Here is a 17,795-nt window from a genome sequence, read left to right as displayed (position 1 = left end):
AATGAGACGCGATGACAGTGACGACCCGTTCGACGAGTTCTTCCGGGAAATAGAGCGGATGATGGACGAGATGATGGGGGCTGAAGGCGATGTCCACATCGACCGGGACACCGGTGGCGGTGGGGCCGACCTCCACGTCGACGTTCACGAAACCGACGAGGAAATCCGGGTCGTCGCCGACGTTCCGGGTGTCGACAAGGATGCAATCGACCTCAAGTGCGACGGGACTGTTCTCACGATCAACGCCGAAAGTCCGGAGCGCGAGTACCACGAACGACTGACTCTCCCGACTCGCGTCGACGAGCACTCCGCCGCCGCGACGTACAACAACGGTATCCTCGAAGTCACCTTCGACCCCGAAGAGGACTCCGCGGACATCGAACTGTAGCGCGCATAGCACACGGTCTGTTTTGTCACGCGAGAACAGCGCACTCGCGTCGCTACTGCGCCGCCGTTTCCCGTATCAATGCCGCGAGTTCGTCCCAGAAGCCGTCCTCGTACTTCGTCGCCGAGTCGATTGTCGGGCGGGCGTTCGTCTCGTTGACCACCGCCCGGTCCGCCGTCACCAGCAGGTCGACGCCGAGGTACGGAATCGCCAGCTCGTCGGCCGCGTCTTCAGCCAGTTCTCGTAGCGCCGCTGGCAGTTCCTGCCCTTCGGCTTCGGCTCCACGGTGGACGTTGTGCTTCCACCGGCCCTGCTCGCGGCTCGCTTCGGGGAGGCGGCGCTCAACCGCGCCGACGTACTCGCCGTCGACGACCATCACGCGGTAGTCTGTGGCGTCGGCGACGTACTCCTGGACGAGAAACGACTGGTCGCCGACCGCGCGATAGTCGTGGACCAGATCGAGGTAGTCGACGATGCCGAGAAACGAATCCAGGTCGTGGGCCTTGGCCACGCCGACGCCGCGGGTCGTCGAGTTCGGCTTCACGACCACGGGGGGGTCGAACCGCTCGAACGCCGCGGTCAGTTCAGCCTCGCTTGTCGGGTTCGACACGACGACAGTCTTGGGGACGGGAACGCCCGCACGGCCGAGTCGCGCCAGCACGTCGGCCTTGTTCCGTGAGCGGAGGATAGCCTCGCGGTCGTTGACCCACGGCACGTCCAGCATGGCGTCGGCGACGGCCCCCTCCATGATTCGGGAGGGGTAGACGAAGCCCACGTCGTATTCGCCGAAGGGACGCTCGTCGAGCGCCAGCGTCCGCTCGGCCGTCTCGACGTGGCCCGCCTCGATATCCCGGGCCGCCAGCGGTTCCTGCATCCGCTCAAAGGTCTCGGCGTTCGTGGCGACGGCCAGCCTGTGCATAGCGTGCAGTTGTCTTGGAGAAATATAACACGCTCGCAGCTGCTTTCGATACACGCTGACCGCTCCATCACGTAGTGCGCACTGCTCGCTGCTGACCACAGCGCACCGGTGTATAATCGAGGAATAGACACTAATTGAAGAAATTATCAGACAAACACTAAGTATACTGCGGGAAAATATATCACGCGTGTACAACGATATCCTCTTCCCGACGGACGGGAGCGACGGCGCGGACGAAGCGCTCGCACACGCACTCGAACTGGCGGAGACACACGACTCCACGATCCACGTGCTTTCTGTCGTCGACTCGACGTATCTCGGGAGTGCCGCGGCAGAAGCAACGACCATCGAATCGCTGCAGGAACAGACCGAGCAGGTCATCGACGAAACGGTCGACAATATTGCTGACCACGGTGTGCCCGTCGTCGCCGAGCACCGAATGGGCGATCCGTACGAGGAAATTATCGACTACGCCGAGACTGCCGATATCGATATGATTGTCATGGGAACCCACGGCCGGAGTGGTCTGGACCGGTTTCTGCTGGGGAGCGTCACCGAGAAGGTCGTCCGGACAGCAGACGCACCGGTGTTGACTGTCCGGTTGCCCGACGATACGTAGTAGCATCTGCCAGCAGTACCGGTCGCCTGTGGTGTGCGGAGCGTTTCACAGCTTCCTACCGAGTCACTCGCCGCTGCGACGCTGCCGGAGCACCCACAGCACGAGGAGCGCGCCCTCGACGCGGGCGGCACTGTACACCCACGGGCGGAGGTCTATGTCGTCGGCCTCTGTCGTTGCGAGCCCCATCCAGAAGTCGACGACCTTCCGGGGCCGAAGCAGTTCGAGAACGCCGAGAGCCAGGAGTGTGAGTCGGAGTACCATCTGTAGACGTACGCGGGATGGGTGCAAGAGTATTGTGGGTGTCGGTAACTTGGGGCAAGAACGTAGCTACGTTCCATTACTCAGCGGCTGGGATGCCACTCAGCACTTGAGCGGCGCGGAAAACGGAGTCGAGACGGCCGGTCCGCTGTCCGAACGGAGAGCGACCGCCGCTGTCTGATTTACGCGATCAGCAGTTCCTCTCCCCGCTCGACTTTGATGCGGCAAGAGGGCGTGATTTTGTTGTAAGCGCGGCGGAACGCTTCCTTGACGTGTTCCGCGTCTTCGACGTTGCAGTAGGCGGTGAACAGCTGTTCGCCGGCCTGAACGCGGGCGGCGGTACCGACGATCTTCCCGAAGGCGGCACGCATCCCGTCGGAGACACGGTCGGCCCCGGCACCGGTCGCCTGCTTGTTCTCGCGCAGGACCTGGTGTGGGAACTTCCGGAGGGTCATCTTGTAGTCACCATCTTCGCCGAGCTCCTTGATCATGTGGCGGTTGGCCGACAGGCGGGAGGCCTCCAGCGAGCCGTGACGGAGCTGGACTGTCTCCTCGACGATGAGGCTGATCTGGACGGGGTAATCGTCGGCGTCCTTCTGTTTACGGCCCATCTTGTGCTGTGCGATCTTCGACCCGGGAATGCCTGTGATGTATTCGCGTCGGGTGTACGCGGGCTTGTCGATGTCCCGGTACATTGAGGCGGGTTTGTCCGACATAGGTACTCTTGGAGAATACGTCGCCGAGCGGCCCAATAAGGGCTTCGAACCCGCCCGGCGGCGTGTCGCTGTGTCCCACACGCCGGTGAGTGGCCACGAACCGACCGGTGCTGTGGCGACTGGAGTCTCTGTTTGCAGTAGTCTGACAGAGGCCGGTGCTGTTCCGGTAACACCGCTGTCACCGCGTTCTTTTACGCTTCGCGCGCCTACGAACGATACCCATGAATATGCTCGTCGACGGCGAGTGGCGGACCGACGCGTACGAAACCACGAACGAGGACGGGGCCTTCGACCGGCAGGACACCACCTTCCGTGACCGGATCGAAGACGACCCCGACGCGCGGTTCCAGCCCGAGGCCGGCCGGTACCACCTGTACGCCTGCCGCGCCTGCCCGTGGGCGCACCGAATTCTGGTCGCTCGGAAACTGCTGGGGCTGGAAGACGCCATCACCGTCGACTACGTCGACCCGTATCGCGGCGAGGGCGGCTGGCAGTTCACGCCTGAGAAGGCGGGCTGTACGCCGGATACGGTCAACGGATCGGACTATCTCCGCGAGGTCTACGTCGAAGCTGACCCCGACGCGACCTGTCGCGTGACGGTCCCGGTGCTGTGGGACAAACAGGCGGAGACCATCGTCAACAACGAGTCCGAGGAAATTCTCCGGATGCTGGACACCGAGTTCGACGACGTATCCGAGAACGACGTGGACCTCTACCCCGAGGGCTACCAGAACGAGGTCGACCGCATCATCGACGACATCTACGAGCCGATCAACAACGGCGTCTACCGCTGTGGTTTCGCCGACAGCCAGTCAGCCTACGACGAGGCCGTCGAGGAACTGTTCGACGCCCTCGACCACTGGGATGCGGTGCTCGAAGACCAGCGCTTCCTCGCCGGCGACCGCCTGACCGAGGCGGACGTCTGTATGTTCACGACGCTGGTGCGCTTCGACGAGGTGTACCACACCCACTTCATGTGCAACCACAAGCTCATCCGCGAGTACGACAACCTCTGGCCGTACCTGCGTGACCTCTACCAGCTCCCCGGCGTCGCCGAGACGGTGAACATGGACCACATCACGGAGCACTACTACACGACCCACCCCGACGTGAGCCCGAAGCGTATCGTCCCGATGGGCCCTGACCCTGATTTCGAGGCCGACCACGACCGCGACGACCTGCCGGGCGACCTCCCCGAGACGCTGTTCCCGACAGCGTAACCGGGTGGTATCGCTGTCAGATATCGAACGCTGAGTCGACGCGGCCTCTTTTATATACCCAGTTCTCACCTGTGGTCAATGAGTCGGGTAGATGGTCGAAACCGGGCCGTGAGCCCGGTGATTGGTGTTGTTATTCTCGTCGGCATTGTTGCAATTCTCGCCGCCACCGTCGGTGTGTTCGCGCTTGGTTTCAACGAGCAGCAACCGACACAAGCTCCGCAGGTCGCTATCGTGGCCGACTACAACGAGCGGACCACTGTCAACGGGGAGTATCTGAACCTCAGCTTCAAAAGCGGGGACACCGTCTACAGGGATAACCTCACCGTCGTCGTCTCCGGTGCCAGGAGTACCGGCGGTAGTGACGTGACGCTGGACTCCGATCCGATACAGGCACAGGCTTCGACGCGGATCACGTCGGGAACAGAGATTACAATCCATCAGGAACAGTTCTCCGGCATCCCGAGCGGAGAACAGTTGGACCTGAACGACGCGACGCTTCGACTCGTCTGGAAGCCCGCAAGCGAACCGGGGTCGGAAACGTACGTCATCTACCGCTGGCCGGACCCGAGCCGGCGCAACTGAGCCGCTCGGAACCCGTCGGCGGGACGATAGCAGTCACTCCGGCAGCGAGAGCGTAACCGCGTCGGTCTCGTAGTCCTCGATGAACGACCCGGGGCCGCCCAGCGAGACGGTCCTATCGTCGATAGCGACGATCAGCGTGTGTTCGATAGGGTAGGAATTGGTCCCCGGCTCGACGAGCCCCTGTTTCGTCTCGACGACGGTCCCCTCGATGGTGGCGGTGTCGTCGTCGGCCTGCACTGCCCGTACCTCCGCGGAGACCTGCACGCTGTGGCCGGCGCGCAGGTGTAGCGTCGCCTGGAGAACGGCGTGGCGGAAGTCGTGGTAGGTGGCCGGCAACGGGGCCGGGTCGGTGACGGTCACCTCGGTCGCCATCAGCCAGTAGTTCCCGAGGAACGACCCCGACAGCACCGGGACGAGCTGTTGCTGGACGAAGGCGATGGCCCGCTGGTCGGAGTTGGTGCGTGTCACCATTTCTGTCGGGGAGACGAGGCCAAACTGGGCGTCGACAGTCAGCATTATCGGCATCGGCTGGTCCCACGACCGGACTACGGAGGCCAGCCCGCTCGCGTCGTCAGGGTGCAGACCGTCGGCGCTACTGACGACAAGCATGACGAGGACGCCGCGGTCGACGGCCGCGGTCAGTTCCTCAGATATCTCGGGCAGGTACTGCTGTGGAACCGACAGCATAATCTCGCGGTCCGCGTTTCTGATGTACTCCGTGAGCCGCTTGATGACTGTCACCCGCGATTTGATGACATCGAACTGCTGCGGTTCCCGCGCACTCGCCGAGTATCGAGAATCGAGCGCCCCGCTCATCTCTTCGAGCCGGTCGGTCAAGACGTCGATGACTTCCTCTGGCGGCCGGGCGCGGATTGTCGTGGGCACGACGTGGTCGTTGACCTCGACGAACCCGCGGTCTTCGAGCGATTCGCTGATGCTGTAGACGTACCGTTTGGAGACGCCGGTGTCGTCGGCGATTTCGCTGGCCGTGGCCTCGCCGCTGCCGAGGATCGACAGGTACGTGTCGACTTCCTTCTCCGACAGGCCCAGTTGTCCCAGCCTGTCTCTGAGAGTCGAATCGTCCATCTGTTCACATCTGGTACCGGCGGCGGATAACTGTGTTTCGGTGCCCTGTAGCCCGGAGACACCCTCGGAGCGTCGACGGCAGACGTGTCACCGGCTGTCCAGACGCTGCCGTCACAAGGATGAAAAACTATTACACCATATTTTATATCCCCTCCAGTGGTGTCTCTCTCCAATGACGCTCCGGACGGCACTCAACGACTTCAAGCGGACGCGGGACCGTCGCCACCAGTTCCCGGGCGAGTTCCGCTCTACGACGGGCATGTTCTCTGGACTCGATGGCCGGTTGGTGCATGTCGACAGCGATGGCTCGCTGCGGGACTACTCCTATCCGCTGTGTGGGCTCACTGGCATCGACCGCTCACGGTTCGGCGTCGAGACGGACTCGACGACGTGGTTCGGTCCCGACGCCGACCAGCGGTACTGCGGCGACGCCGGCGTCGTCGAGACGGTCCACAACTGTGGCGACTGGGCCGTCGTCCAGACGGACTGCACCATCGAGCAGGCCCACGTCACCCGATTCGAGCTTCGCGGCGACGCGCCTGCTGCCGTGTCGTTGCGGGCGTTCGTCGATTTCGCACCGGACGGGCGGAACGGCCAGCAGAGCCTGCTGATGCACGGAGACGCTGTCGAGGCATACCACCGCTCTGAACACGACTTCATCGGCGTCTCTACCGAACTCGACACTGCTGTGGGCCAGATTCCCGAACGGTTCCCCGAACTCGTCGACGACGACCCCGTCTCGTTCCCCCGGGCCACCGGGGCGCGGCGGTACGAAGACACGACGCTGACCGGCGGCGTCCTGCTGTCCGCGCCGTTCGTCGACGGCGGCGTCACGCTGGCGACGCTGCTGACGGATACGGCCGACACCGACCGCGACGCAGCGCTATCAACCATCGACCAGCTGGTGAGCGACCACTACACCTCGGAGACGGTGCTCGAAGCAGGCCAGGCACAGCGGCGGTGGAGCGTCCCCGCGGAGACGCCGAGCCACGAAAGCATCGTGGCCGACCTCCGCGTCCTCTCGCTGCTTTCGGCCGCGAACGGTGCCAGAATCGCTGCGCCCGACTTCGACCCGTACTACGTCACTTCTGGGGGCTATGGCTACACGTGGTTCCGCGATGACGCCGAGATCGCGGCGTTCCTGCTCGAAGCCGACGGGACGTTCGACCTCGGGCTCGATTCGTGGCACCAGCGCTCCGCCGAATTCTACTGTCGCACCCAGCAACCGGACGGGAGTTGGCCCCACCGCGTCTGGCCCGGCGACGAAACGCTCGCGCCGGGCTGGGCGAACGCCCGGCTCGAAAGCGGCTCGGACGCGGACTACCAGGCCGACCAGACCGCGAGCGTCACCACCTTCCTCGCGGCGTACCTCCGGACCGGCGACCCGGCCGACCCGGAGCGCATCGAAGCCACGCTCGGGCGCGCCGTCGAGAGCATCGACGACACGCTGGCTGACGACGGCCTCCCTATCGCTTGCCAGAACGCCTGGGAGAACATGCAGGGCCGGTTCACGCACACTGCCGCGACCTTCCTGCACGCCTATGCGGCGGTCGCCCGCGCACCTGTTTCCACCGCGCTCCGGGACCACGCCCGATCCCAGGCCGAGACGGTACTGTCTGCACTTGACGCTTTGTGGACCGGCGACCGCTACGCCCTCCGCGAGCATGACGGGACCATTGACGACCGACTGGACTCTGCGACGCTGGCCCTCCCAGCGGCCTGTCGCGCCGCCGCCCAGACGGTCGACCTGCCGGCAGAGACCCGCGACCGGCTCTGTACCCACGTCGAGACGACACTCGACGGGCTGGAACGGGACACCGGCGATATCCGCGGCCTCGTGCGTTTCGAGGGCGACGACTGGCGACGCGGCTCGCAGGACCGCGAGAAAGTCTGGACCGTCTCGACGGCGTGGGGCGCAAACAGTGCCGCACAGCTGGGGACCCTCTTGCGTGACGCTGACGACAGCCGAGCGACGGCGGCCTACGCCCGGTCCCGGGACCTGCTGGCAGAGATTCTTCCCGGTGGCTCGCTCGTTCAGTCCAGCGGGTACCTCCCCGAGCAACTGTTCGACGACGGGACGCCGGACTGTGGCACGCCGCTTGGCTGGCCCCACGCGCTCCGGCTGGCAACTGTGGCCCACCTCGCTGACGCCGGGGAACTCACCGCCGAGCCGCTGAGCGTCCGCGAGTAAAGCACCGCGTCACTGGGCGCTCGCGAGGCCCCGCGTTACGCGGACCGCGCTGCTTGACGTTCGAAAACGCAGCGGATGGCCGTAGGGACTCTATAACTAGCCGAAAACAGCGACTACGTCTGACCGTGGATCACTGGCTATCGCCCTACTGCGGCGCTGCAACGGGCGTGTCCTCGCCGGCTGTGACTGCCTCGCCTGTCTCCGGGTCGAACAGATGGACGGCGGATTCGTCGAACGACACCTGCACGCGGTCGCCGATGGCCGGCTCCACGTCAGTGCTGACTCTGGCGATGAAATCCGGTGCGCCGTCGCCCTCGAATCCGGTCTTCGATTCGCCCAGATCGAGATAGAGGTAATTGTCGCTGCCGATGGGTTCGAGCACGTCGACCGTCGCCGGGACGGCGTCCTGATCGCCACCATTGCTGACCGAAACGTGTTCCGGGCGGATACCAAGCGTGTACGACCCCTGCTGGATATCACCGACGGAACCGGCGCGGCCGCCCGTGAGGTCATAGGAGAAGTCATCGTGTGCGCCGGTGAGCCGCACGCCGCTCCCGAGCGGCTCTGCGGTCACATCGAGGAAATTCATCGAGGGTGAGCCGACGAAGCCGCCGACGAACTGGTTCGTCGGGTTCTCGTACACCGTCTTCGGGCGACCGGCCTGCTGGAGTTTCCCGTCGTTGAGAATGACGATGCGGTCGCCCATCGTCATCGCTTCTTCTTGGTCGTGGGTGACGTAGACGGCCGTAATCCCGAGCTCCTCTTGCAGCCGCTGGATCTCCGTCCGCATCGTCGTCCGGAGCTTCGCGTCGAGGTTGCTGAGTGGCTCGTCGAAGAGGAACACGTCCGGCTCACGGACGATGGCGCGCCCGAGCGCGACACGCTGTTTCTGCCCCCCGGAGAGCTGGTCCGGCGTGTCATCCAGCAGGTCGCCGATACCCATCATCTCGGCCGTTTCGGTGACTCGCTCTTGCCGTTCGGCCTTCGAGAGGTCCGTACTCATCCGGAGACCGAACGCCATGTTCTGCCGGATGGACTTGTGCGGGTACAGTGCGTAGTTCTGGAACACCATCGCCACGTCACGCTTGCGGGCGTGGACGTCGGTCACGTCTTCGTCGCCGATGCGGATACGGCCGCTCGTCGGCCGTTCGAGGCCGGCAATCATCCGCAGTGTCGTTGACTTCCCACACCCCGAGGGGCCGACGACGGTTACGAACTCCCCATCGTCGATGGACAGATCGATGTCGTCGACTGCCACGATGGAGCCACCGTCGAACTCCTTGCGGAGACCGTCTAGTTCGAGACTCGCCATTACACAGAGTCTCACACCCATCGCTAATAAGTTTGATGGGATTTTTCATAGAAGTTCTAGCCGAATCGGCTCGGGTGCGGAACCGGGCGCTGTCAGCGCTCTCTCGTCGCCGGTACCACGACGACATCTCCGACCGCAATCGTCCCGTCGCTACCGACCGGCGTGCCGCTGAGGAGGTCAGTGTCCCCGACTGCGCTATCAAGTGAGACGCTCGCCGTGCCGTCGCCGAAGTACAGAACGATCACCAGCGTCTCATCACCGTCGGTGCGCTCGTACGCGACGACTCCGTCCGAAGCGCCTGTTTCAACCGTGTGGGGAACCGGATGCACCCCGGGCGCGCGGAGTGCGGCGTGGTCCGCTCGCAGCGCGACCAGTCGCCGGTGGAAGTCGGTCAGCGCGCTGTCGCCGTCGTGCCACCGCATCGTCCCGCGCTGTTGTTCGACGCCGCGCTCCTGCCCGGCGTATATCATCGGCGTTCCTGGGAGCGTGAACGTGGCCCCGACGGCCGCCCGAAGCGGTGCGGCCCCGCACTCGTCGATATAGCGGTCTTCGTCGTGGTTGTCGACGTAGCGCATGTGGCCGGCGCGGTCGGGGTAGCCGTGCTCGGCCGTCGCGTCAAGCGCTTCGAACAGCGCCGACGCCGGCTCCTCGCCGGTCCCGATATCGCGCAGCGTGTCGAACAGGTCCGTGTCGTAATGCACGTCGAACTCGTTCTCGGCGAAGGCGGCGTCTCGCGGGACTGTCTCGTCGAGCAGCAGGAACTCGGGGTCGTCGGCTTTCACCCGCTCGCGGACCTCCTTCCAGAACCCGTGTGGCACGCCCCAGGCAACGTCACAGCGAAAGCCGTCGACCACGTCGCGCCATTCGTCTACCACGTCGAGCATCCAGCGCCGGACGTCGAGCGAGTCGTAGTTGAGGTTCGGAATCCGCGTCCAGTTGAAGTAGTAGCCCGGCGCGTCCTCGCCCGCCCAGTCGACATCCGAGACGTCGCGCTCGGCCGGGACGCGCTCGTAGTAGTCGGCGTACTCGGGGACGCCAGTCCGGTGGAGCTGGAAGGCCGGATGGTCCCGCGAGGTGTGGTTGATGACTAAATCGAAGACGACCCGGATTCCCGCGTCGTGGAGCCGGTCGACCAGCGACTCGAACTCCTCGCGCGTTCCCAGGTCTGTCGCAGTATCGAAGAAGTCCGTAATGTGGTAGCCGTGTCGAGTCGGACTGGCCTGAACGGGGGTGAGCCAGACCACGTCGACGCCAAGTGACTCGATATAGGGGACCCGCCGCTCGATGGCCTCGAAGGTCGTGTCGACGGTTTCGCCGGCGAACGACCGGACGAATATCTCGTAGATGGTGGCATCGCCGGCCCAGGCCGGCGGGTCTGCCGGCCGCGAGACGGACACCGTCGCGCCTGTGTCCGCGCTCTCGTTTTCCCTGCCGTGTTCCACGACCAGCGTATCAGCGACGCTGTGGCGCTCGGAGACGGCAACCGCGTGAACGCGGGCCGTTTCGGGTAGTGCGTCCCGTGGCACCCGGAGATCGTCGCCGTGGATGCTCACAGCCGACTCTTCCAGCGCGTCTCGGCCGTCGAGGTAAAACTCTACCGCGGGCTCGCTCCCTGACGGGGCCGCGTGAGTATCCGCCGAGACAACGAGGGACCCGTCTTCTGTCGCACTGGTGAGCTCGATCCGGGGTCGACCGGGGCCTTCGACGGTGACCTCGTCGGTCGCGGTCGACTCGAAGGACCCGTCGAAACTGAAAATGGCGTGGTGGGTCCCGGGCGGCAGGTCCGCCTCGAGGACCCACTCGTCACCGTCCCGCTCGGCCCAGTGTGTCCCCATCGTGAAGTCGTTGAACTTCCCGATGACGACGGCGCGGTCGGCGACGGCGATGTCCTCGCCGTCGAAGTCGTCTTCGGTGACGCTGAACCGGATGGTCTCGGTGACGGCCGGGAACGCTCGGATGATTTGCTCATGTGTACTATCTGTGGTGGTTAGCTCGGCTCGATAGACACCTGAGGTATCCGGCTCGAGGTGACAGACTGGGCCGCCGTCAAGCGTCGCCGTACTCGCCGCTGGCCGCTCGAGTAACCGCCACTCGGCGGCCATGCCGGGGTCGGGCCGGCGCGGGGCCAGTTCGACAGATTCGCCGACGGTGGCGAACCGCGGCGGGCCTGGATGGTGCATACGCCTACGGTACGGGGTCGGTACTGTGAGTGTTACGCTTCTGGTCCAATTTCAGAAAAAATATCACTTCACTACTTCTGAGAAGCGGACTTACTGAAACCGACACACAGCGAGGTACATCTGTGCTGTCTCTCTGAATCTGTCATCATTGTCTCCTTCTATTTCCGAATGATTTAAGTTATGAAGGACTATTTCATCCCATATCTATCCATGACAATGGAACGACGGACGGTGCTCAAACGGATCGGCGGTGTCGGGGCGGCTACAGCCCTTGCTGGCTGTAGTGTGCAAGAGCAGGGCAGTGGCGGCTCGGACGGCGAAACGGCTTCCGGCGGCTCGGACGACGGGGCAAGCGATGGGAGTCAGCAGTCCGGCGGGACCGCGACGGCGTGGTACCAGCTTCAGGACTCGGAGATTCCTGCACGCAAGGACGCGATGCAGACGTTCGCGAGCGAGACAGAGTTCGGCGTCGATGGGTCGGATATCTCCAACATGGAAAAGAAGACCACGAGCGCTATTCCGGCCGGACAGGGGCCGGAGATATTCGAGTGGGCACACGACTGGGTCGGCGACTACTACCAGCGGGAGTTCGTCGTCGACCAGTCCGACGAACTCTCCGTGAGTCTCGACCAGTTCACCGACGCCGCAGCCTCTGCCGTCCAGTTCGACGACGCCGTCGTCGGCCTCCCGCACTCGGCGGAGACGGTAACGCTCATCTACAACACCGATATCGTCGCTGAACCACCTGAAACTATTGACGACATGGTAGCGGCAATGGAGGAGTACCACGACCCGAGCAGCAGCCAGTACGGGCTCGCCGCGCCGTTCGACCCGTACTTCACGAGCGGGTGGATCCAGGCCTTCGGCGGCTACTACTTCGACCCGGAGCAGGACCCGGCGCTCGGGCTGGATGCCGACGAAGCTATCGAGGGGCTTCAGTTCGCTCTCGATACCCTCCGTCCGTACATGCCCGACGACCCGAACTACGAACCGCAGGCCGCGACGTTCTCGGAGGGCAACGCCGCCTTCGCAGTCAACGGGCCGTGGTACCTGGCGACGCTGAACCAGAGCGACGTGAACTACGAAGTGGCGACGTTCCCAGAGATCGACGGCGGCGAGGTGACGCCGTACACCGGTATCTCGATGTGGTACTTCGCGGACGCAATGAGCGAGGGCGGAGCCGATGCCACGGCCGCCCGGAACTTCGTCGAGTGGTTCGCTACCAACGAGGACCACGCCACGCGCCTCGCTCAAGAACAGGGCGCGATTCCGGTGCTCGACAGCCTCGTCGGCAGTGACGATCTTCCTGACCACGTCCAGACGTACTCCCAGACCGTCAGTCAGGGCGTCCCGATGCCGACCGACCCGCGCATGAACAAGGTGTGGTCGCCGCTCGAGAACGCCCTCATCGAAGCGTTCAACGGCGACGCGAGCGCCGAGGACGCACTGACGACCGCCGCCGAAGAAATCCGCAGCAACTGGGAGTAAGAACTGCCCATGAGTACCGTTTCACGAGCGGCGGACCGGATCGAATCGGTCCCGTTTCTGACGCGGGACGACGCGTCGTTACTGCTAGTACTTCCGGGGCTGTTTGTCTTCTCGGCGTTCATGCTGTTCCCGGTCCTCTACCTGCTGGGGATCTCCTTTACGAACGCAGAGCCGGCCAACCTGTTCGCCGGCGAGGGCGTCGTCGCCGTGCTCACGTTCGGCGACGCGCTGTTCGTCGGGCTAGAGAACTACGCCGACGTGCTGACCGACGGCCAGTTCTGGAACTCCTTCGGCGTCACCTGGCTGTTCGTCGCCACGAGCGTCACGCTCAAGATCGGGGCGAGCCTCGCTATCGCGCTTATCGTGACCAGTGACCTCGTCCGCGGCAAGCGCGTCCTGCGCTCGCTTATCATCTTCCCGATGGGGCTGCCGCCGATTTTCACCATCACGGTGTGGCGCGGCATCTTCAGCTCCGCCGAGTTCGGACTGATGAATCAGCTACTGACCGCGTTCGGGGCGAGTTCGGTCGCGTGGCTCTCGGGCCGCTGGACCGCCTTCGTCGCGTACAACGTCACGGAGGCGTGGCTGGCGTACCCGTTCATGGTCATCATCACCGTCAGCGCGCTCCAGGACGTACCCGAGGAACTCCACGAGGCGGCCGTCGTCGACGGCGCGGGGTTTCTCGCACGCTTTGCCCACATCACCCTGCCGTCGATTAAGCGGCCCGTCCTGTTCGCGTCGATTCTCACGTCGGCGGCGTCGTTCCAGCAGTTCCTCATCCCGTTCGTGTTTAATCAGGGCGGCCCGGCACGGGCGAACGAACTCATCGTCGTCTACGGGTACCGCGAGGCGCTGTCGTTCCAGCAGTACGGCCGCGGCGCGGCAATCAGCATCATCGCGCTCGCCTTCATCGGCGCGTTCATGTGGCTCAACGTGAAGAAAGGCAAACTCGCAGACGGGGTGAACGACTGATGTTGCTCGGTGCAATCGCCCGGAAGCTCAGCGACGATGTCAAGACGCTCGCCACGATGCCCGCCCGAACAGTTCGAAAGTGGTCCTACACCGTGCAGGCCGTCCGTCGCGGTGAACTGCCCGCTTCGGCAGTTCTGAAGGTCATCCTCTCGACCATCGGCGCGACGCTGGTCGTGCTGGCGCTCCTCTTCCCGATCTACTGGATTCTGATGGCGGCCCTCTCCGGCTCCGGAAGCTCGCTGTACACGTCTGAGAGCTTCTCGCTGGTTCCGTCTAACCCTACGGTCAAACCGTTCATCTGGGTTATCGGCGACCTCATCGTGCCGTCGTACTCGATCTCAGCGGCCATTCCGTTCACCGACCTCGCCTTCGTGTTCCAGACGCCGGGGATCGAACTGCTTGACGCGTCCGACTACGGCGTCGATCGCCCGTCGGATTTCAAGCACTTCCTCTGGAACAGCCTCATGGTGGCGATTCCCACCGTGCTGATCGCGATGTCGCTCATCATTCCAGCGGCCTATGCGCTCTCCCGCCGTGAGTTCCTCTTCCGACGGAAGATTCTGTTCCTCTATGTCCTGATGACACAGGTCGGTGGCGGTCTCGGTGTCGCCCTGCTCATCGGGATGTATGCGCTGTACGTTCAGTTCGGCATCAACGACAGCAAACTGGCGCTTGCGGTGTACTACGCGGCGACCGCCGTGCCGTTCAACACCTGGCTGCTGAAGACCTACATGGACGGCATCCCGGTCTCCTACGAGGAGGCCGCCGTCGTCGACGGCGCGCCGCCGTGGCGCGTGGTGACGGAAGTCATTATCCCGATGTCGACTGCCGGGCTGGCGACGGTGTTCATCTTCGTCTTCCTCACCGGCTGGACGGAGTTCGTCGTCGCCCAGACGCTACTGGGGACGGAGAACTACACCCTGCCGGTCGGTCTGTACGCGATGGTCGACGAGTACTCCATCCCGTGGGCGCGCTTCTCCGCGTTCGCGCTCACCTTCGCCTCGCCGATTATGCTCGCGTACCTGTTCGCCCAGCGTTACATCGAGGGCGGCCTCTCCTTCAGCGGGATGGAGGGGTAGCGGCCACCCCAGTCGTCATCCAGCAGCCCTCGTAGGGCGCTTCGGTCTGCTTTTCGACCGTCCAGCGGTAGCTCGTCGTCGTTCCGTTCGCATTCACGACCGTTACCGGCTGTGACGCGGTGTCGCCGTCGCGGTCGAGCGGCCCGTACCGCACGCCCGTCGCGTTCAGGAGCGGCTCAAACCCGCTCTGGATCGTTCGGACGAAGTTCGAGTACGGTCCCGTCAGGTCCCGGTTCGATGGCGCGGCGAACTGCCAGGTCGTGTTGATACCCTCGCTCGTCGCCGGGTCGTTGTTCTGCAACGCGAGGACCTGGATGTGGACGACCAGCCCAGGCGGTCGCTCGCAGTTCGGCCGCAGTTCGAGGACCCGCGGCTGTGTCACGGCCGATCTGTTGGTGTCGACGGAGACGTTGCCCCAGTACTCCCGCCCGCCCGCCGCCGGTTCTGCCGCTTTCGCGTCCTCTGTTGGCACGTTGGCGGGCGTTATCGTCGCTTTCGACTCCGTCGAGTCGCCACCACCGAAAAACGCACCGCAGCCCGCCAGTGCTACGACCGCGGCAAGTGCGACGAGCGCCAGCGACCGAACGGCTGTCATACCCCTGTATTGGGGTGACGCTCCTTCGATGTTCCGTCGCCGCGTCCGCGCGCTGCTTCGCTTGGCAACGGTCGACGCCGTCAGCCGAGCTGTTCCTCAACCGTGTCCACGTCGGCTGGTTCGTTGACGTTGTGACACCACCCCTCCAGTTCGACCGCCTCGACGCGGTGGCCGGCACTCAGCAACAGGTCGATTGCGTCGGGGAGTTCGTACTCACCCCGCTCGGAGGGACGTATCAGCGCGCAGGCGTGGCCGATAGCCGGTTCGAACACGAAAAAGCCCCGCGCGACTAGCGTTGACGGCGGGTCCGCCGGCTTCTCGACGAGGCCAGTCACCCGTCCTTCCCCGTCCGTTGTGACGACGCCGGTCGACCTAGCCTCGGCCCGGGACACGTCCTCGACCAGTAGCGTGGCGCTGGCGTCGCTCTCGCGGTGGCGGGCGAGCGCGTCGCCGACGTTCGCCCGGCAGACGTTGTCGCCGTTCAACACGACGAAGGTCCCGTCGACGGCGGTCCGGGCCTGTTCGAGCGCGTGGGCCAGCCCCAGCCGTTCCTCCTGTCGGACGTACGCTATCGGCGTGTCCCGGTACTGGTCGCCGTAGCGGGCGACGATGTCGTCGCCGCGGTAGCCGACGACGACGACCAGGCGGTTGACGCCGACCGACAGCAGCGTCTCGAAACAGTGGGTCAGCAGCGGCTGTCCGGCCACCTCGACCAGTCCCTTCGGCTTGTCGGCGGTGAGCGGTCGCATCCGCGTTCCCTCGCCGGCGGCGAGTACGACACCGTCCATGGCCGGCCCCACGCCCGCGCCGGCTAAATGCCTGTGGGCGAGCGGGTTTTGATTCTGGCCCGCCACCGATCCGTATGGCGGAGAAGTGTGATACCTGCGGCCGGTCGGTCAGCGTCGGGGACGCGATTCGCCGGGAGACGTTCGGCGACCTCGATACCGAGCGCTGGCATACTGTCCGGACTGCGGTGCGCGGCTCCGGACGATATTCGTCGGGCCGGACTCGTAGCGGGGAAAGAGACACGTGGCAGCGGCGTGTGAGTCAGACACATGGAAGACGAAGCGTGGCGGTCGGTCGACATCATCAGAGACACTGACGGCGTGCCGCATGTCCTCCAGCAGAAGGTGCTGGTGTTCACAAGCGGCGTCTCCGAGGAGTCGGCTGGCTACACGAAACCGGCGCTGGAACACCGCCTGGTACCACTCAAAGACCTCACGAAATTCGGGCAGACGTGACCCGTTCTCGGGGCCGTCAGCACGTCGACCGATAGCTTAGGTGCGTGACCGGTTGGGCAAGAAACACCTCGGGATACACTTTTGCGCCCGTCGGAACGAGTATCCACAATGGCGGAACCGCTGTACGTCGGCGTTGATCGGAGCGACGAGTCCTGGGTTGCTGTCGCGTTCACTGGCGACGGCTTCGACCACGCGTCGGTGTTCGACAGTATCGGTGCGTGCTGGTCAGCCTACGACGAGCGCGCCCGCCGGATTCTGGTCGGCGTCCCAATCGGACTTGTCGAATCCGGCGAGCCGGACCGCCGGTGTGACGAACTCGCTCGGTCCGTTCTCGGTGCGCGCAGCTCGACCATCCACACACCGCCGGTACGGGAAGCGACGCGAAAACAGCGCTACTCGACGGCCAATCGCGTCCACAAGCGCAAGACCGGGAACGACCTCTCCGAGCGGGCGTTCGAACGCAGCGACAGCCTCGCCCGGGTCGATGAACTCCTGCAGGAACTGCCCGAGGCCGCCGCCGCTATCCGAGAGTCTCACCCAGAGGTCTGTTTCCGGGCGTTCGCCGGCGAGCCGCTCAGTTACTCGAAGCGCACCGCCGGGGGATACGCAGAGCGGATGCGGATTCTCGCCCATTACGACCGCGACGCTGCCCCGACGGTCCAGAAGGCCGCCGAAGCGACTGGTGGCACGGCAGTGGCTATCGACGACGTGCTGGACGCTGTCGTCCTCGCGTACACAGCCGTCCCGGATGACGGAGAACTGTACACGCTCCCGCCCGAACCGCCGCGGGACGCGGCGGGGCTGCCGATGGAGACCGTCTATCGGGCGGCGTCGCCACTGCTCACGTAGTGGCGTGTCTCGCCGAGTGCCGTTGCTCGCCGTGAGTTGTGTGCGTGCCAGCGACACTGCCGTGCGTGCGTACACCGCGACCGCTGACAAGTGATTATAGTGC

The 17,795-nt window shown here is 64.5% G+C and carries 18 protein-coding genes; 10 read left to right on the top strand and 8 right to left on the bottom strand.

The window, feature by feature from the left end; all coding sequences use genetic code 11:
• Window position 1 precedes the first annotated feature (1 nt).
• On the top strand, window positions 2–388 hold the full coding sequence (locus BVU17_13630) for a type III effector protein (GenBank protein AUG48513.1): 387 nt from the start codon (window positions 2–4) through the stop codon (window positions 386–388).
• A 52-nt stretch (window positions 389–440) separates the two neighbouring features.
• Here the strand turns inward: BVU17_13630 and BVU17_13625 are convergent, their stop codons facing one another.
• Window positions 441–1,304, bottom strand: coding sequence for an alpha-L-glutamate ligase (locus tag BVU17_13625; GenBank protein AUG48512.1), 864 nt, complete (start codon window positions 1,302–1,304; stop codon window positions 441–443).
• Between the two features lie 187 nt (window positions 1,305–1,491).
• Between BVU17_13625 and BVU17_13620 the strand changes: the two genes are divergently transcribed.
• The gene (locus tag BVU17_13620) at window positions 1,492–1,923 is read left to right on the top strand and encodes a universal stress protein UspA (GenBank protein ID AUG48511.1); all 432 of its coding nucleotides are present in this window, start codon (window positions 1,492–1,494) and stop codon (window positions 1,921–1,923) included.
• Between the two features lie 63 nt (window positions 1,924–1,986).
• On the opposite strand, the gene BVU17_13615 is transcribed toward BVU17_13620, so the two are convergent.
• Both BVU17_13615 and BVU17_13610 read right to left on the bottom strand, forming a co-directional pair.
• Window positions 1,987–2,184, bottom strand: a complete 198-nt coding sequence (locus BVU17_13615; protein AUG48510.1) for a hypothetical protein — start codon at window positions 2,182–2,184, stop codon at window positions 1,987–1,989.
• Window positions 2,185–2,363: 179 nt separating this feature from the next.
• Entirely contained in the window at window positions 2,364–2,897 is a 534-nt protein-coding gene (locus tag BVU17_13610; GenBank protein ID AUG48509.1) for a 50S ribosomal protein L16, read from the bottom strand.
• 221 nt (window positions 2,898–3,118) lie between these two features.
• Here BVU17_13610 and BVU17_13605 point away from each other — a divergent pair, with 221 nt between their 5' ends.
• Together BVU17_13605 and BVU17_13600 are read left to right on the top strand one after the other, a co-directional pair.
• Window positions 3,119–4,117, top strand: coding sequence for a glutathione-dependent reductase (locus BVU17_13605; protein ID AUG48508.1), 999 nt, complete (start codon window positions 3,119–3,121; stop codon window positions 4,115–4,117).
• A 78-nt stretch (window positions 4,118–4,195) separates the two neighbouring features.
• Window positions 4,196–4,699 carry a type IV pilin gene (locus tag BVU17_13600; protein ID AUG48507.1) on the top strand — a complete coding sequence of 168 codons (504 nt, stop codon included), beginning with the start codon at window positions 4,196–4,198 and terminating at the stop codon, window positions 4,697–4,699.
• A gap of 33 nt (window positions 4,700–4,732) precedes the next feature.
• On the opposite strand, the gene BVU17_13595 is transcribed toward BVU17_13600, so the two are convergent.
• Window positions 4,733–5,785, bottom strand: a complete 1,053-nt coding sequence (locus BVU17_13595) for a transcriptional regulator (GenBank protein ID AUG48506.1) — start codon at window positions 5,783–5,785, stop codon at window positions 4,733–4,735.
• Window positions 5,786–5,957: 172 nt separating this feature from the next.
• On the opposite strand from BVU17_13595, the gene BVU17_13590 reads away from it, so the two are divergent.
• On the top strand, window positions 5,958–7,976 hold the full coding sequence (locus BVU17_13590; protein ID AUG48505.1) for a glucan 1,4-alpha-glucosidase: 2,019 nt from the start codon (window positions 5,958–5,960) through the stop codon (window positions 7,974–7,976).
• A 145-nt stretch (window positions 7,977–8,121) separates the two neighbouring features.
• Here the strand turns inward: BVU17_13590 and BVU17_13585 are convergent, their stop codons facing one another.
• Both BVU17_13585 and BVU17_13580 read right to left on the bottom strand, forming a co-directional pair.
• A complete protein-coding gene (locus tag BVU17_13585; protein AUG48504.1) occupies window positions 8,122–9,288 on the bottom strand; it encodes a sugar ABC transporter ATP-binding protein in 1,167 nt (388 codons plus the stop codon).
• 92 nt (window positions 9,289–9,380) lie between these two features.
• Window positions 9,381–11,468, bottom strand: coding sequence for an alpha-amylase (locus BVU17_13580; protein AUG48503.1), 2,088 nt, complete (start codon window positions 11,466–11,468; stop codon window positions 9,381–9,383).
• A 216-nt stretch (window positions 11,469–11,684) separates the two neighbouring features.
• Here BVU17_13580 and BVU17_13575 point away from each other — a divergent pair, with 216 nt between their 5' ends.
• From BVU17_13575 to BVU17_13565, 3 genes are read left to right on the top strand one after another with little or no spacing between them, the layout of a single operon-like run.
• The gene (locus BVU17_13575; protein AUG48502.1) at window positions 11,685–12,956 is read left to right on the top strand and encodes a sugar ABC transporter substrate-binding protein; all 1,272 of its coding nucleotides are present in this window, start codon (window positions 11,685–11,687) and stop codon (window positions 12,954–12,956) included.
• A 9-nt stretch (window positions 12,957–12,965) separates the two neighbouring features.
• The gene (locus BVU17_13570) at window positions 12,966–13,928 is read left to right on the top strand and encodes a sugar ABC transporter permease (GenBank protein AUG48501.1); all 963 of its coding nucleotides are present in this window, start codon (window positions 12,966–12,968) and stop codon (window positions 13,926–13,928) included.
• A complete protein-coding gene (locus BVU17_13565) occupies window positions 13,928–15,007 on the top strand; it encodes a maltose ABC transporter permease (protein ID AUG48500.1) in 1,080 nt (359 codons plus the stop codon). Before BVU17_13570 ends, BVU17_13565 begins: the two co-directional genes overlap by 1 nt.
• Here BVU17_13565 and BVU17_13560 read toward each other — a convergent pair.
• Window positions 14,988–15,602, bottom strand: coding sequence for a DUF4864 domain-containing protein (locus BVU17_13560; protein ID AUG48499.1), 615 nt, complete (start codon window positions 15,600–15,602; stop codon window positions 14,988–14,990). The genes BVU17_13565 and BVU17_13560 overlap by 20 nt on opposite strands.
• Before the next feature lie 80 nt (window positions 15,603–15,682).
• Window positions 15,683–16,390, bottom strand: coding sequence for a UTP--glucose-1-phosphate uridylyltransferase (locus tag BVU17_13555; protein AUG48498.1), 708 nt, complete (start codon window positions 16,388–16,390; stop codon window positions 15,683–15,685).
• 267 nt (window positions 16,391–16,657) lie between these two features.
• Here BVU17_13555 and BVU17_13550 point away from each other — a divergent pair, with 267 nt between their 5' ends.
• Together BVU17_13550 and BVU17_13545 are read left to right on the top strand one after the other, a co-directional pair.
• Window positions 16,658–16,843: a hypothetical protein gene (locus BVU17_13550; GenBank protein ID AUG48497.1), complete on the top strand. Its 186-nt coding sequence runs from the start codon at window positions 16,658–16,660 to the stop codon at window positions 16,841–16,843.
• A gap of 108 nt (window positions 16,844–16,951) precedes the next feature.
• Window positions 16,952–17,692 carry a hypothetical protein gene (locus tag BVU17_13545; GenBank protein ID AUG48496.1) on the top strand — a complete coding sequence of 247 codons (741 nt, stop codon included), beginning with the start codon at window positions 16,952–16,954 and terminating at the stop codon, window positions 17,690–17,692.
• Window positions 17,693–17,795: the final 103 nt, after the last annotated feature.

This window comes from Haloarcula taiwanensis, assembly GCA_002844335.1.
GTDB classification, from domain to species: Archaea; Halobacteriota; Halobacteria; order Halobacteriales; family Haloarculaceae; genus Haloarcula; species Haloarcula taiwanensis.
Note: the sequence above shows the minus strand (reverse complement) of the source record. Positions and strands in the feature narration are given on the sequence as shown.

Coding starts and splice junctions, on each gene's coding strand:
- BVU17_13605 (AUG48508.1), top strand. CDS start 3,119: ATGAATATGCTCGTCGACGGCGAGTGGCGGACCGACGCGTACGAAACC.
- BVU17_13630 (AUG48513.1), top strand. CDS start 2: ATGAGACGCGATGACAGTGACGACCCGTTCGACGAGTTCTTCCGGGAA.
- BVU17_13580 (AUG48503.1), bottom strand. CDS start 11,468: ATGCACCATCCAGGCCCGCCGCGGTTCGCCACCGTCGGCGAATCTGTC.
- BVU17_13595 (AUG48506.1), bottom strand. CDS start 5,785: ATGGACGATTCGACTCTCAGAGACAGGCTGGGACAACTGGGCCTGTCG.
- BVU17_13610 (AUG48509.1), bottom strand. CDS start 2,897: ATGTCGGACAAACCCGCCTCAATGTACCGGGACATCGACAAGCCCGCG.
- BVU17_13545 (AUG48496.1), top strand. CDS start 16,952: ATGGCGGAACCGCTGTACGTCGGCGTTGATCGGAGCGACGAGTCCTGG.
- BVU17_13560 (AUG48499.1), bottom strand. CDS start 15,602: ATGACAGCCGTTCGGTCGCTGGCGCTCGTCGCACTTGCCGCGGTCGTA.
- BVU17_13565 (AUG48500.1), top strand. CDS start 13,928: ATGTTGCTCGGTGCAATCGCCCGGAAGCTCAGCGACGATGTCAAGACG.
- BVU17_13585 (AUG48504.1), bottom strand. CDS start 9,288: ATGGCGAGTCTCGAACTAGACGGTCTCCGCAAGGAGTTCGACGGTGGC.
- BVU17_13590 (AUG48505.1), top strand. CDS start 5,958: ATGACGCTCCGGACGGCACTCAACGACTTCAAGCGGACGCGGGACCGT.
- BVU17_13570 (AUG48501.1), top strand. CDS start 12,966: ATGAGTACCGTTTCACGAGCGGCGGACCGGATCGAATCGGTCCCGTTT.
- BVU17_13575 (AUG48502.1), top strand. CDS start 11,685: ATGGAACGACGGACGGTGCTCAAACGGATCGGCGGTGTCGGGGCGGCT.
- BVU17_13625 (AUG48512.1), bottom strand. CDS start 1,304: ATGCACAGGCTGGCCGTCGCCACGAACGCCGAGACCTTTGAGCGGATG.
- BVU17_13550 (AUG48497.1), top strand. CDS start 16,658: ATGGAAGACGAAGCGTGGCGGTCGGTCGACATCATCAGAGACACTGAC.
- BVU17_13555 (AUG48498.1), bottom strand. CDS start 16,390: ATGGACGGTGTCGTACTCGCCGCCGGCGAGGGAACGCGGATGCGACCG.
- BVU17_13615 (AUG48510.1), bottom strand. CDS start 2,184: ATGGTACTCCGACTCACACTCCTGGCTCTCGGCGTTCTCGAACTGCTT.
- BVU17_13600 (AUG48507.1), top strand. CDS start 4,196: ATGAGTCGGGTAGATGGTCGAAACCGGGCCGTGAGCCCGGTGATTGGT.